Origin of the sequence: Spirosoma pollinicola (assembly GCF_002831565.1) — a bacterium.
In the GTDB taxonomy this organism is placed as follows: domain Bacteria; phylum Bacteroidota; class Bacteroidia; order Cytophagales; family Spirosomataceae; genus Spirosoma; species Spirosoma pollinicola.
On record NZ_CP025096.1, the window covers coordinates 6,926,598 to 6,939,918 of the forward strand.

At 37.1% G+C, this 13,321-nt stretch carries 14 protein-coding genes; 6 read left to right on the forward strand and 8 right to left on the reverse strand.

Going from position 1 to position 13,321, the window contains the following annotated elements:
* Positions 1–167: 167 nt before the first annotated feature.
* A complete protein-coding gene (locus tag CWM47_RS29150; protein ID WP_100992107.1) occupies positions 168–1,613 on the reverse strand; it encodes a hypothetical protein in 1,446 nt (481 codons plus the stop codon).
* Between the two features lie 375 nt (positions 1,614–1,988).
* Between CWM47_RS29150 and CWM47_RS29155 the strand changes: the two genes are divergently transcribed.
* The gene (locus tag CWM47_RS29155; RefSeq protein ID WP_157816084.1) at positions 1,989–2,996 is read left to right on the forward strand and encodes a hypothetical protein; all 1,008 of its coding nucleotides are present in this window, start codon (positions 1,989–1,991) and stop codon (positions 2,994–2,996) included.
* Between the two features lie 443 nt (positions 2,997–3,439).
* Here the strand turns inward: CWM47_RS29155 and CWM47_RS29165 are convergent, their stop codons facing one another.
* From CWM47_RS29165 to CWM47_RS29180, 4 genes are all read right to left on the reverse strand, one after another.
* Entirely contained in the window at positions 3,440–4,318 is an 879-nt protein-coding gene (locus tag CWM47_RS29165; protein WP_100992110.1) for a toprim domain-containing protein, read from the reverse strand.
* Between the two features lie 236 nt (positions 4,319–4,554).
* Complete coding sequence (locus CWM47_RS29170; RefSeq protein ID WP_100992111.1) at positions 4,555–5,748, reverse strand: VapE domain-containing protein; 1,194 nt, start codon at positions 5,746–5,748, stop codon at positions 4,555–4,557.
* Positions 5,749–5,812: 64 nt separating this feature from the next.
* On the reverse strand, positions 5,813–7,069 hold the full coding sequence (locus CWM47_RS29175) for a site-specific integrase (RefSeq protein ID WP_100992112.1): 1,257 nt from the start codon (positions 7,067–7,069) through the stop codon (positions 5,813–5,815).
* A gap of 66 nt (positions 7,070–7,135) precedes the next feature.
* Positions 7,136–7,342, reverse strand: coding sequence for a hypothetical protein (locus tag CWM47_RS29180; protein WP_100992113.1), 207 nt, complete (start codon positions 7,340–7,342; stop codon positions 7,136–7,138).
* 138 nt (positions 7,343–7,480) lie between these two features.
* On the opposite strand from CWM47_RS29180, the gene CWM47_RS29185 reads away from it, so the two are divergent.
* Entirely contained in the window at positions 7,481–8,146 is a 666-nt protein-coding gene (locus CWM47_RS29185; protein ID WP_100992114.1) for a helix-turn-helix domain-containing protein, read from the forward strand.
* Between the two features lie 304 nt (positions 8,147–8,450).
* On the opposite strand, the gene CWM47_RS29190 is transcribed toward CWM47_RS29185, so the two are convergent.
* From CWM47_RS29190 to CWM47_RS29200, 3 genes are read right to left on the reverse strand one after another with little or no spacing between them, the layout of a single operon-like run.
* Positions 8,451–9,689, reverse strand: coding sequence for a M48 family metalloprotease (locus CWM47_RS29190; protein ID WP_100992115.1), 1,239 nt, complete (start codon positions 9,687–9,689; stop codon positions 8,451–8,453).
* A gap of 1 nt (position 9,690) precedes the next feature.
* Complete coding sequence (locus tag CWM47_RS29195; protein ID WP_100992116.1) at positions 9,691–10,035, reverse strand: hypothetical protein; 345 nt, start codon at positions 10,033–10,035, stop codon at positions 9,691–9,693.
* Positions 10,022–10,447, reverse strand: a complete 426-nt coding sequence (locus CWM47_RS29200; protein ID WP_100992117.1) for a hypothetical protein — start codon at positions 10,445–10,447, stop codon at positions 10,022–10,024. The genes CWM47_RS29195 and CWM47_RS29200 overlap by 14 nt, the downstream gene beginning before the upstream one ends.
* A 911-nt stretch (positions 10,448–11,358) precedes the next feature.
* On the opposite strand from CWM47_RS29200, the gene CWM47_RS29205 reads away from it, so the two are divergent.
* From CWM47_RS29205 to CWM47_RS29220, 4 genes are all read left to right on the forward strand, one after another.
* Positions 11,359–11,634, forward strand: a complete 276-nt coding sequence (locus tag CWM47_RS29205; RefSeq protein ID WP_206170553.1) for a hypothetical protein — start codon at positions 11,359–11,361, stop codon at positions 11,632–11,634.
* A 120-nt stretch (positions 11,635–11,754) separates the two neighbouring features.
* Positions 11,755–12,072, forward strand: a complete 318-nt coding sequence (locus CWM47_RS29210; protein ID WP_100992118.1) for a hypothetical protein — start codon at positions 11,755–11,757, stop codon at positions 12,070–12,072.
* Between the two features lie 140 nt (positions 12,073–12,212).
* Positions 12,213–12,584 carry a hypothetical protein gene (locus CWM47_RS29215; RefSeq protein WP_206170554.1) on the forward strand — a complete coding sequence of 124 codons (372 nt, stop codon included), beginning with the start codon at positions 12,213–12,215 and terminating at the stop codon, positions 12,582–12,584.
* 215 nt (positions 12,585–12,799) lie between these two features.
* Complete coding sequence (locus tag CWM47_RS29220; protein ID WP_100992119.1) at positions 12,800–13,186, forward strand: hypothetical protein; 387 nt, start codon at positions 12,800–12,802, stop codon at positions 13,184–13,186.
* The last annotated feature ends 135 nt before the right edge of the window (positions 13,187–13,321 follow it).

The following is a 13,321-nucleotide window of genomic DNA, read 5'->3' on the forward strand; positions in this document are numbered from 1 at the left end:
CAGACACCTGAAGATTGGCGTGATTGAATAAATTTGCCTTAATCAGTGGAAAGCTGCCAGAGCAATCTGCTTTACTTTGTACTAAGATTATTACTGTGTTGCCAGAAAGGAAGATTTATCTGAAGACGACTTGAGTCCACCAATTTGACGTTTGGGAATCTGGAACATCATCTAGCCGTTTTTATTTTCTTAATGGTGATGATGATGCAGTTGGTAGGCAATTGACAATCTTTAAGTTTAAGAAGCCAATAATCAGTACCTCCCTGGGAGGGCTGGCTTTTATCCCCATAAACACCTGAAGAAGATGTTCCGCCCACCAAGTACCCTCCATCAGAGGTCGTCATAAGAGTGGCTAAGTGATTATAAGTTGCTCCTCCATACTTCTTATCCCAGAGTTTAGTGCCGGTCGAACTGAGCTTAACAATCCAGTAATCAAAAGAATCTGCATACGTTATTCGCGGAGCGGTTACGTCACCGCTGATGTCACTAACTGATGACCCTCCAATTAGATAGCCCCCATCTGGTGTCGGAGTAAAACCACCAAACGTATCGTAGTAATTCCCTCCTAACGTCTTATCCCATTGTTTGATGCCGTTAGCGTCAAGCTTAACGACCCAGTAATCAAAACCACCTCGATTAGATTGAGTTTTATCCCCGCTTACCCCTGACGTAGAATCCCCTCCTAGTAAATAACCTCCATCTGGAGTCGTTATAAAAGCCAATAAGTTTTCATAAGACTTCCCACCGTAGGTTTTGTCCCATTGTTTAATCCCATTAACGTCAATCTTGATAACCCAGTAATCAAAGTATGAACTCCCATCTCTGGATGGGTCTGTTTTATCGCCTACCGCATCTGAGTTGGAATTTCCACCCAACACGTATCCTCCGTCCGCACTTGCCAGTACGGACACAAGTAGATCGTCCTTATTCCCACCAAAGACCTTATCCCATTGTTTATTGCCGTTAGCATCAAGCTTAAGAATCCAGTAATCGTATGACCCTTTACTAGGTTGGGTTTTGTCCCCACCAACGCCTGATGCACAGCTTCCCCCTAGCAAGTATCCCCCATCGGCGGTGGCAATCATCGACCCATATATCGAGTATGTTCCATACATATATCCAAACGGACCAGGCGGTAGTTTTATCCCTTCATAAGCCTTGTCCCAAAGTTTGTTACCACTTGCATCAATCTTAATTAACCACATTGCGCCAAATGCGTTTTTATCGCCATTTATGAAAGGCAAGGCATCTCCCCCCACCAGATAACCGCCATCGGTGGTAGCCAGTAGAGTTTTAAGATTTTTTTGTCCCTGAGTATTAAGTAATTTATCCCATTGCTTATTGCCGTCTTTACCTACCTTGACTAGCCAAAAATTACCAGACTCATGATCATCAAAATAAGGTGTTTCGAATGATACTCCACCTAACAAATAGCCCCCATCCGCCGTAGGCAGTGTGACCGACAGAAAATCGTTTTGAGAGCGGCCAAAGGTTTTATCCCATTGTCGGACAGGCTGAGCCTCAATATGAACGGAGACAACAAGTATTAACCAGAGTATTCTATAATAGATGACCCAAAGGCCTTTACTCTGTAAGATAGAAGAAGTTATCATAATTCTCTTGGAAAATAGGGAGTAATCAACTCGCAGTAAATTTATGCAGCCAAATAATTAATTACACAAATACACAAACAAAGTAACTATAAGTATACGAGTTCACATTATTAACTAGACAAACATTGTGCCAAATAAGCCAGTTTAGAATAGATTAATTTCTCACTTTGTATTGACGCCAGACAGAGATAAGGGTTTGCTAAGTCGTAGTAGAATTACAGGCTATTAAAATGCGTTCTAATTAATAGATAAGTCTAATGCCCTCTACCAGTTTGTTCGAGTTTTCAATTGTTAAAAGACAAAAAGCCCCAAATCTTACGATTTGGGGCTTTTTGTCTTTTAATGTATTACATTTTGTAATACATTCATTGCTAAATGCTTTTATTTGTCGCTATGGGAGACACTTTTGATAATTTTTCAAGTTGGCTAAAGAACTTCGTTTTCAATTCTCTTGCGGAATCAAGACATTTTTTATTTTCAATTACTCGAGCTGAATGGTTATCTCTTTTAGGCACCATGGCAGCAGCTTTGCTGGCAGCAGTAGTTTCATTGTATGTTGTCTATTTACAAAATACACAGCAAAGAAATAGGGATGATGAGCAGCAAAAGACTACAGAACAAAATAAATTACAATACTTACACTTTCTAATAAATGACTCTTTTAAAACTATTGAATTTTATAGGCTTAGTGTAGAAAACGCCAAAGAGTCTTATAAAAGGAATCCTTTTGTGATTCCTGACTTAAACTCTTATGTGCCACATAGCCTAAATTCTATAGCAAATAAGATAAATCAAGAGGAATATTATCTAGCTTCAGTAAATCAATTCCCTAAAAATGAATCAGGATTTGGGATAGCTGAATTATTACAACTTTGTAACGCCCTTAACGATAATTATACTAAAGCTTTCAGCGAATTTAGTCTTCAGTTTCCTTTACTAATTGAAGATAAAGATAAGTATAGATCGGCTTTAGAAGAATTAATTGAAATTGTTAATCAATACATACTAGAAAACAAAGTAGATGACCTTACAGGTAGCGATAAAATTAATTATATAAGAATTAATGAAATAATGGGTGCCTTAAAAAATAACCCTCCTGATTTTAAAGGCAATGAGTGGTTAAAAATTTCAAATGATTTATTGATAGTACCATTAAATTTAACGTTACAAGATCAGGGAAAACCAAACCTTCGCAAGATTTACAATCAATCTCGCCATGCTTTAGACCTGAGAGTTAACTACATCGGTCGAATCTATAATGTAGTTAATTCTCTTGAGATAAATAGGTCAATCCAACAAGATATATTAGGACGAATTAAGAACGTAGGAGCACCTCTCGAGGTCTACATAAAAGAATTAAACAAAAAAAAGGTTAATAGTTAAATGTAGATACTAAACAAAAATGGCTAATAGATTATTAAATTTAGTCTATTAGCCATTTTATCATTTTCTTCGTAATCTCAAATGAGCCTTTTGACAATTTTGACTACAAAAGGTAGTATCAACCCTTTTGGCTTCAAACTCCTTACTACAGTATAGGCATTTTTTAGTATAGAAGAAATTGGTCCACTCCTGATACGCTCCCGGCATCCTAGGATCATTTAGGTAAACTATCTTACCTTTCTTAACCCGTTCAAAGCTATAATTACGTAGTCCGTTCTTTCCTTCTTTCGGTTCGTTTTTCTTTTCCATTTATGTACGCGTTAAGGCTGTTTAAAATCCTTGTTAGTTGTGCCATAGCTGTGTGTTAGCTCTGCATTAGCACTCTGTTAAACCAATGAAAGCCTAACTAAAGCCTCCATTAAGCCACCTGAAAGCCTATAGTGCTATTCTAGACCAGAATGACCTATCAAATACTCATTAAAATCTTTGCTGTTTGGATAATAATGAGAGCAATCCTGTACGGTCAATTTTTCTTTTCCAAGTTGTTCTAATGCTTGTTTACCTGCCTTGTCATTATCCAGAAAAGCGTTTACCGTTTTATGTGATGCCAATAAGGGTAAAGCATCTTTGACGAAGGAGAGTGAGTTTAAAACGATAGTTGAATTCTTTAGCCTTATTGTATTGAAAAACTGGCAACAGGATAGAAAATCAAATACTCCTTCAAAAAGGTTGATTTCGCTTGAGCCTTGAACGGGTAAGTAGGTAAACCACTTTGGAGAAGTTCCCCCTTTGAAATAATGGCTTCGTAATTCATACCCATTTTTATCATTTCGGAATCCAGCCGCGTAATACCGCTTCTGATTGATTCTGTAATGAATCTCTTGCAAATGGGTTGTTGCGATAGCTTGAGAGATTTTACGGCTACATATATAATCTAATAAAGCCCGGTTTCTTAGGGGGTGAACGCTTACAATCTCGACAGTTGATGATTGCTTGTCCTGAGAGAGATTATTACCGCTAAAAGAAAAGGATTGTGCCTTTTCCAGTTTGATCGCTTCTAATGCGTCTACAGCTTGCATAAAGCTATAGCCTTTGATATACTGAATGAGTCGGATTATATCACCTTGTTCTCCTACCCCACTGTAATCGTGAAATACGTTCTTCTTTGGATTGACAAAGAATGAAGGAGTATGTTCTTCGTTTTTGGGTGAATAGTAAATTAACTCAGCCCCATTTGCTTTTACAGGTTGTAAACCATGCTCACTTAAATAATGCGTTATTGGTATTGCCTTTAATCGCTCAATCTGTTCTTTAGTTTTCATAGCTTTTTCTTTAGCGGTAAAAAACCTCTTACTCGACTACTCTTCTAATTATCTTACTTATAATCAATACCTTAAATCAAGTATTTCGAGTAGTGACTTTTTAAACTTTACTCGCTTTTTAGCTTATTTTCGAGAAACGAGTCAATTACGAGTAACTTTTCATTTACTCGAAAATTTAAGTACAAGTAATTGATTTATAGAAGATAATACTACTTCGAGTAATCGAGTAAGTAGGTTTACTTTATTTTGACATAATACCCTTTTAGGGAAAACCCTTTGTCTTTGCTGTAGGATGATTCTTTCACAAATCCCATAAACTTCATTGCCGTACCAATTTGTCCTCTATGGAGTTTTATAGACGTTTTACCGCGCAGATATTCCTCTATATCAGTAGCATTACAGAAGATTGCGTCACTTTCACCCTTTTCACTTGGTAAGTAGTATTTACTGATTACTTCCATTTCAGTCGTTGTACGCAGGAAACGACGGTTTAAAAGCTCTTGGTGATTAATTTCATCAGGAGTCATGTTACAGTTAAAAGCAGCGTCACTAAGCAACGCTTGAGCTTGCGCCCAAACTAGATCAATAGCAATTGTAGCCGCGTATCCTTTTGGCCCACCAGCATCATGTTGAATAGCTTTAACGATGAATGGTAACCAGCGTACGTTTCCAGTTTCATCTGTTAAAAACTCAAACTGGTTTGTACTAGCCACAAAACTTGCGCGACGGGCAAAAGGAGTTTCGATATTTTGAAACAGAAGTCGGAACTTGACTGTACTTTCAGAGAGTACGGTCTTAAATTCGTTGTTCAGTTCTTTTTTCTCAAAAGAAGCTAACTCATCTAAGTTGATAAAGAAGTTCTGAATTAGAGAAAACTTGCCGTCCTTGTGACCAAAGTCAAACCCTTTTTTTGCGTAGTTTTTCAAGCCTTCAGGAATAAGAAAATCAAGGAATGTGGTCTTGCCATCGTTCTGCTTACCGACTAAAGTTAGACACTGCTTATTAAATTGAATTTTGCCAACTGCTTGACCAACAGCCCGAACCATCCACTTCTTAAACATCGATTTCCACCAAATTTGATCATCGGTATGTACGAAGTCAGCTAACTGGTCAATGTAGTCTGGTTGTGATGCATCCCATTTTGGCAAGCCTTCAAAATAGGTTGTGAAAGGATCATACCTTGGAATTAACTTCGAGCCAAATAGCGCTTTTAAAGGGTCTTTGAACCCCTTAAAGTTTGAGTTGAAAAGCTCAAATTCAATATCAGCCATGTTGACCAACTCCCATTCAGAAGTAGCCTTTTTCTTTCGTTCTAACTGGTTGGATACGATGTTGACGCGGTATTCATGCTTGTCAAATAAGAATTTCTGAATACGCTGGATAATAGGTTGTCCTTCAGTGTTTTCGTCACTGTTTGAATTAGATTTCATATCTTTGTTTTTGCTTTGAAAAATTGAAAAGGAAAGCACGTTCTGGCAGGAGCGTGCTTTTTTGTTAAACAGCTTCGCTCAATGGCTCTTCATCATTCTTACGGTCCTGAAATTCTTTAATGTGGCGTATGACGGCTTCTTCTGTGCGTTCGGTATAATACTGTTCCGTAGTGCTTGTCTTCTTATGCCCTAACATTGTGGCAACACTGGTTAAAGGCACATTATTAGCGATATAATAAGAAGCGCATGTTTTGCGAGCTACGTGGGTAGTGAGTCGGACAGGAATTTTACAAATGGCTTGTATTTCCTTCAATATACGGTTCATTACCTGATTGGCATAAACAGGTAGAAGTCGATTCTTGTCAATACAATCAGCGTTATTAGCGTACTTCTGAAGAATCCGTAATGCTTTGGGCACTAGCGGAACAGTACACATATTATCGTTTTTACCACGCTTAATTTTTAGAAGTTGGCTACCGTCTTCTTTGGTCACAACATGCACACCACTTAGCCTACTTACATCAACATAAGCCAAACCCGTATAACAGCAGAACAAGAAAACGTCCTTTACATAATTGTACTCTCGACCAACGAAAACGGCATCTTCTAAAACCCGTATGTGGGCTTCTCGCAAAGAAACAACGTCTTTACGTTCCCTTTTTGGCCGAAAGAAGGCAAATGGGTTTTTATCCAACCATTCGTTCGCAATCGCGTAATTGCAGGTACGTTTTAAAAACTCAGCATGTAGAACAGCATGGTTATGACCATGCCTGAAGGTTCGTTTACAGAAGTTGACTAAATTTTGAGCATCGACTAGTCTAAGATCACTTAATTCAAAATGCGGATTACTATAATGTGCGATAACGTACTGACGTATACGTTCTACAATGTAACGTTTCTTTTCAACGGTCTTGGGTTCATAGTCGAACCCAATTAGAGATTCGAATTCATTCTTGAAAAAGGTCTCTAAACACTCGATCAACGTTGGTATCGTTGGGTCTGCACTCAACTTCTTCAAAACAATATCCTTTATTTTCCTTAAATCAGGAGTCCGCTTTGTCAGTAAGAAGTCCGTAAACGTCCGTTGAAAGTCAGAGCGTAGGCTCTGAAGTAAATTTGTAGATGATTCGTCACCATCAATACTAAAGGCTTTTTTATTCAACTTCTTCGGGTGACATTTTAAACCCGTTGAAAAAGCAATGCTTTTTCCATTTGAAAGGATTCTAAAGTAAAGGTTGGTCCCCCGTAGATAGAGCAAAACGTTTAAACGATCAAGCTGTTTTTCCTTTGCTAACGTATCAGCATGTTTTAACTTTGACATAATTAATTTAGTAATAGGTTGAGAATTAGCCCTGTACCGCCTGGCCGCGTTACAGGGCTTTTGCGTTTAAATGAGACTTTCTAAAGACACCTCAAAAAATTGAGATAGGTTACGGGCTTCAAATCCCAAGATTGGCTTTTCTCCTCGGAGCAATTGACCAAACCGTTTTTGGTTTATACCAACTTTCTGGTAAAATCGGGAATCAGGTTTAAATCGACCTCCAATTCTGTTTTCGTAGCCTTGCATAGCTTCTTTTATGGCGGTTTCTATCATAATGTATAAAATTTGTAACGTTAATTCTAAAATTCATCGTCACAAATCTATAGTATTAAGGAATACAATTCCAAATATTTAGCACAAATACGTATAAAATATTTTACTTATCTTTGTAGTGCTCTAAAAATCAATCACATGGAAGTATCAAAAAATATACGTTCTATCCGTGAAAGCAAGGGATTAACCCAAGTTGACATGGCCAATCGGATGGGTACAGAGCGTAGCAATTATGCCCGGCTTGAGAACAGGGATGTTAATCTTACGTTGAAACAAGTACAAGAGATAGCTGAAGCATTGCAGGTTTCAGTCTATGAAATCATAGGTATACCGCAAGCGGAAGACTTGAGAAGTGAGCAAAGCGAGTCGCTTCAACGGCTGGAAGAACGGCTTAGAATGACTGAAGATGTATTGAAAGAGAAGAAAAAAAATATCAAATTTTATAAATCCTTCATTGAGTGGACAAAAAAGATATTTGTCACTCAATTTACAATCTCTACGCTGGTAGCAGCCAGAAACCTTGAGATTGAGACAGCGAATATTGCCGATCCTACAGATGATGATCTTGATTTGGCCGACTTCAAGTTTACTGAAGAAGAACTACGAAAAATAGGGGATTATATGTTCAGCTATGAGGCCTCAGACTATTTCCTAACCGTATACATTGCAGAGTCTGGTTTTATCACAGACAAATGGTTTATTGACGCTTATAAGCGTATGAAACGTAGAGATAAGGAGAAGATAAATTTGAGTGAGGTAAAAAATTGGGTAAGTGGCGTTTTTGAGTTTTTAGAAGAGGAATAATTTCATCAAATGAAGGTTTCAATATATTATCGCGATGAGTTGATACCTACTTTATACTTTACTAGCGGCTATAATAAACTAAGCAAAATATACATCGATGTTATCAAGTTTAACAATATTTTTACTAAACTACCTCTTTTCCCAAAACGCAGTGAACGAAAATGTCTCGTAACACAAAGATATTTTCAAGAAGATTAGCCAATTCCTAAAAATTAATCTTTATAGCACTAAAAGGGTTTACTTTGGCAAACTGGAATGTAAAGTTTACAATAAATAAAAATTAGTCCTTATAAAGGACTAATTTTTATTTATTAGCGAAAATACTCTTCTTCCTAAACATATTCATTCTAAAATTTACACCCAAAAATATTCCAGTGTAACTTAATGAGTTTTGTAATTTATTTCCAAAGTCGGCAGGAGGCCCAAATTTAATAATTCCTAATTTCACCTGAGTTGCAAATGTTCGGTTATAAGGTAAAAAAACCCCAAAATACATTTGTGCATTGCCTATAGATGGATCAAATCCAACATTAAGTCCGCCAAAATAATTTACATTTAAGCTTGAAAATCTTTTAAAATAGTAAAGCAGGGATAAATTAAAACTTAATTTTAGACGGGAATATAAGGTATTAGAAGAATTATAGGACGTATCTGTGATGTTATAAAAGTTAAATGTTGGCATAAGGCCAACCTCAACCTTATTTTCAAACATATATGTGATACCATAATATACTTGAGCTTTTAAATTATATTGAGGATTTGAAGTTGGTTCTGCGATTCTAGTGGATGACACACCCCCTACTTCTATCCTTAATTTATTCTCTGTATAAGAAATTGTATCCTTATCTGACAATATTGCGTCATATAATGCAGGTAAATTAACAATAGGTTGTGTATCAAGAACATCATTATTTATTGCTTTGGGCACTATAAATTCTTCTATACTCCCACTCAGGCGTTTTGTATTACCTTTCTTCCAACCGATTGCAATAGCTTCCAATCTTGCTAGTTTATTTGGATGTGTTGTAGTGTCATAATCGTTATTAAATATATTAATAGCTGATTGCGCTTCTAGTAATTCTGAGCCTAAACTTCCACATATAAACCCGGAAAATTCGTCTGCCTCTAATTCTAATTCAGGTCTACTGACTCCTACAGAAAGTACATGATTGTTCAAATGGTGTCCAACTTCGTGTGCAAGAACAGCAAACTTTGCCCATTCCCCTTTAGTTATATCTGAAATATTAATAAAGAAATTTTCGCTATATAAAATTAGTCTACCTTTACCATCGGTATCCATTATAGCCATTGCATTAGGAACACTCGCTTGCTTTATTCTAAAGTTTGGTCGCAACCCAACAGTATTAGTAATCCTCTTAATTGCCAGAATAATAGTTACTGAATCTCCTTCAAATTCATATATTCTAGATGGCAACTTTTCGCCATAGTAACTACAAGATTTTTTCAAATCTATAGTAACGAGTTTCTGAGCAAGCAGATCGCTATAACTAAAAATGGCAAAAATCAACACATAGAATTTCATACTATTTCTTTATTTTACCCATTTGTAAATTTTTCTTTTGGTCGTAATAAAAGACATAAGCAGAATCTTTCAATTGTTTTAGCATAAATTTTTTTGGCTTATCAGAATCATCAACAATTACAAATAAGAATGGAGCAGTATAAATTTTCACATCTTTAGGGTTTATATAAATCCTAGTCCAATCTTTCCTATTCTCGCTAAGGTTTAATTGTATAATATTATTGGTCTTATTTCCCAAACCTATTGTACCTTCTGGAATAAGCTGCATTTGAGAAAATACATTATTGCTATAAAAATATAGCAAAGGCAAAAAAAATATTTTCTGAGAAAACTTAAGATTTTTCATCAACTTTTTCATTTGTTGTTTTACCTAATAAATAACCAGCTAATGTACCGAACAATCCCATGGCAGGAGCCATTTGGGTATCACTGTAGGCAGAGGTGATTAAAAAGAGAGCACTGATTATGATCAGTGTCATAGAAAGCAAACGTATTATCTGTTCAGAAGTAAATTGACTAGCTTTCATTATATACACCTCTAAGCATAAAACTAAAAAACCAAAAATTAGAATAACACTTGATAGTCCGAATTCATAACTAGAAATATTTAATTCACGTATGCTACTATTTCTAACTTTCTCGTCATTGGGTATTCCAGGCTCTTTAAAAGTAGTGTCTTGGGCATATATGCTCACAAAAGTTAAGATTCCACTAATAAATAATATGCATCTAATAATAATTTTATTCAAATTTTTCATTTGACTAGATATTTTGTGTGTGATAGTTTAATTGAAGTCCACATATGTCTATATAACTATGCAAACTATTATTCAATATCGTACATGTACGATATTGAATAATAGTTTGCATAGTTATATAATTTTTAATCCGTGACAAGGGGAAATTTCCCGTATCTATAATTTAAACTAAGTCTATTTGTCACAGTCCATATAATCAAAATATATAACTCATTTAATTGTGTCTTACATTTAAGTATCTGTTTATCAGATACTTAAATGTAAGACACAATATTTATTACAATCACTTTATTAACAAGTTATACCAGTACATACTGTAAGTACCTAATTATCAATTGAATATAAATAATATAACTACTCAGCTTCGGGAGCATTGAAGATCAAGCACTTACAAATAAATTGTAAGTGCTTTTTTTGTTTCATGCCCAATGCAATGTACAATGTATTAGAACAAATAACCCAATAGCAACTACCACATCATTTGAGACACACTTATGAATTACACCAACCAACTCGCCTAGCAGTTTATTCAGCAATATGGCCTTGATCATACGGCACGCTACCGTTGGAAGGCGGCAAGGAAGATTCCTGACATCTATTTCGCCAATGGTTTCGCCAAGCCTAAACCGTTAACAGAGGCTCGAAAGAAGCAGCAGGAGGTTTTTATAGCCATTATAACCTATCCCCTCATTCTACAAACCGCTTTTTCTGACAATATGTCTTTCAGAAGTAAATTGGATGAAATGATTTCAATAAGAAAAGTAGGAAAAGCGTACATGCACAGGACACCCTCAGCTACCAATCCTGAGTTTTTATTAAGGTGAAATACCTAAGATGACTATTCAAATGCGCGATTTAACTGATGCGATATACATTGCGTATGCTACTGGAAAATCTAGACAAAATCCAGTATGAATACGTACCTTAATGATTTGTTAGGCTATAAGAAAAAGAAAACTCGACACCTATTCCGCTGGAAGGTCGTTGAAGCTTATCGCGCCGAACGAGTCCAGGCTTCCGAACTGGAAGAAACCTTGGGTATCCCGATGAGGGAGCTGCGCCGTCTTAACCGCAATTACTTCAGATTACGCTTACTTCCCCTTTTACAACCCAAAAACCGCCGAAAAACCATGAAACGAGACGCGGATTATGTCAAAACGCTGGAACGCAAACTACTAGCTAGCTAGGAGAAAGTTATTTATATCGGGGCCTACCTGCCCGCCAACGGTCAAAGCCTGCTGGACCTGGCCAACACCGATGCCGATGCCCTGCTCGGACCTGCTCTGATTCCATCGGCGGACAAAACTTTGCTGGATATCAAACCCGAAAACCTGTCTCCCATATTCATCCAGGATGGTTCGGATGCGGCCAAGAAGTTGGTCGTCGATAATTACCGGGCCGAACCCGCCATTCCCTTCACTAACCCCGCCGTGCTCAGCCCGGCTAACTTTGGCAGCGTACCCAAGTACTACATTCACACCTTGCTGGATCATGTGGTTAGCCTGCCTCTGCAAAAGCGAATGGTCAAAGGGGCGGGCATCCTCAAGGAGTATGACATCAACAGCAGTCATCTATCTCACCTGGCCATGCCCGCCGAAGTGACCCGATTTACCAAAAAGGTATAATATAGCTTATCTATCTGTGGAAATCTGGTTTATTCTAATGCCTAAACTCATTTCTGATCTTTACTTAGCGCGAGGAGATTTTTAAAAATAGAAGGAGTTCTTGAATTGAATATTTATACATTAAACTTAAATCATATATCATGGAAAGTCAACATAAATCAATGGCTAATGCCGACACGCAAGCAGCAACCCTTACTGCAGAACCTTCTTCCAATCCGGTTACAAGGATTATCGCAATTGGCCACTTGACTGAAAGTGGCCTGTCGCCAACCGATCGTCATTCGGTCATGCTTCAGGAAGTACCAGCTACCCTCAAGCTTTACCTTGACGGTAAAATTGATCAATGGTTTGCTAAGCCTGACCAAACGGGTGTGATATTCATTTTGAATGTTACTGATGTAGAGGAGGCAAAGAATCTTCTTGAAGCACTTCCATTAGGCATAGCTGGAATGATGGAGTTTGATCTGATTCCGGTCGGACCGTTAAGTCCACTTCGTATGCTAATAAGCTAACAAACAGTTGTCGCTAAAACAAAGGCTTATAAAACTTAAAAGAGCCTTAACTATCATGCATTTATTTCAAAAATTCCTCTTGTTGGGCCAATATATCTTTAGAATCGACTCCGATAGAAACGCATTCAATTAGAAAGCCTGACTTGGCAAGAAGTTATAATAGCTGGAAAGTGCAAAGTACTAAGTTAAATTAACCGTATTAAATAAATCAGACTATGTCAAACACAATTCAAACTTATGCCTCTGCTGTTGAAGCAGGGCACATTCAGGAAATTGCTGCTACATTTAGTACAGCTATCAAAGTAATGCCACCGGGTGCGAATCAGCCAAATGAGGGTAAAGAAAAAACATCAATGATGTTAAGTACCGTGGCTGCAGTCATTGATGGATATAAATTAATTCGTACTTATGACGCCGGGGATAATTGGCATACACTACTTTTAGAGGGATCGCTGGATGGTACATCCCTGCAAATCATTGATCAAGTCCATATTGATGAGAATGATTTAATCGACCACGTAGATATCTTTTTGAGACCAGCATTCCTGGCTGAGAGCTTACTGGGTAAAGTAACTGAAGAAATAAAAAAACGCATGGCTTAAAAAGATCTCATCTGCTGTAAGCTAGCCATGATTAATCGGAAAAACTCTGAAATAGATTGGTCCAGCCCTTAATAGGGTTGATTAAGCTTCACAGCGTTTTTGGTATCCTAATTTTTCGGTGAATTAATAATCTGA

Excerpts from the sequence above, each read along its gene's own strand:
- CWM47_RS29150 (WP_100992107.1), bottom strand. The coding sequence starts at position 1,613 with ATGATAACTTCTTCTATCTTACAGAGTAAAGGCCTTTGGGTCATCTAT.
- CWM47_RS29155 (WP_157816084.1), top strand. The coding sequence starts at position 1,989 with ATGCTTTTATTTGTCGCTATGGGAGACACTTTTGATAATTTTTCAAGT.
- CWM47_RS29165 (WP_100992110.1), bottom strand. The coding sequence starts at position 4,318 with ATGAAAACTAAAGAACAGATTGAGCGATTAAAGGCAATACCAATAACG.
- CWM47_RS29170 (WP_100992111.1), bottom strand. The coding sequence starts at position 5,748 with ATGAAATCTAATTCAAACAGTGACGAAAACACTGAAGGACAACCTATT.
- CWM47_RS29175 (WP_100992112.1), bottom strand. The coding sequence starts at position 7,069 with ATGTCAAAGTTAAAACATGCTGATACGTTAGCAAAGGAAAAACAGCTT.
- CWM47_RS29180 (WP_100992113.1), bottom strand. The coding sequence starts at position 7,342 with ATGATAGAAACCGCCATAAAAGAAGCTATGCAAGGCTACGAAAACAGA.
- CWM47_RS29185 (WP_100992114.1), top strand. The coding sequence starts at position 7,481 with ATGGAAGTATCAAAAAATATACGTTCTATCCGTGAAAGCAAGGGATTA.
- CWM47_RS29190 (WP_100992115.1), bottom strand. The coding sequence starts at position 9,689 with ATGAAATTCTATGTGTTGATTTTTGCCATTTTTAGTTATAGCGATCTG.
- CWM47_RS29195 (WP_100992116.1), bottom strand. The coding sequence starts at position 10,035 with ATGAAAAATCTTAAGTTTTCTCAGAAAATATTTTTTTTGCCTTTGCTA.
- CWM47_RS29200 (WP_100992117.1), bottom strand. The coding sequence starts at position 10,447 with ATGAAAAATTTGAATAAAATTATTATTAGATGCATATTATTTATTAGT.
- CWM47_RS29205 (WP_206170553.1), top strand. The coding sequence starts at position 11,359 with ATGAATACGTACCTTAATGATTTGTTAGGCTATAAGAAAAAGAAAACT.
- CWM47_RS29215 (WP_206170554.1), top strand. The coding sequence starts at position 12,213 with ATGGAAAGTCAACATAAATCAATGGCTAATGCCGACACGCAAGCAGCA.
- CWM47_RS29220 (WP_100992119.1), top strand. The coding sequence starts at position 12,800 with ATGTCAAACACAATTCAAACTTATGCCTCTGCTGTTGAAGCAGGGCAC.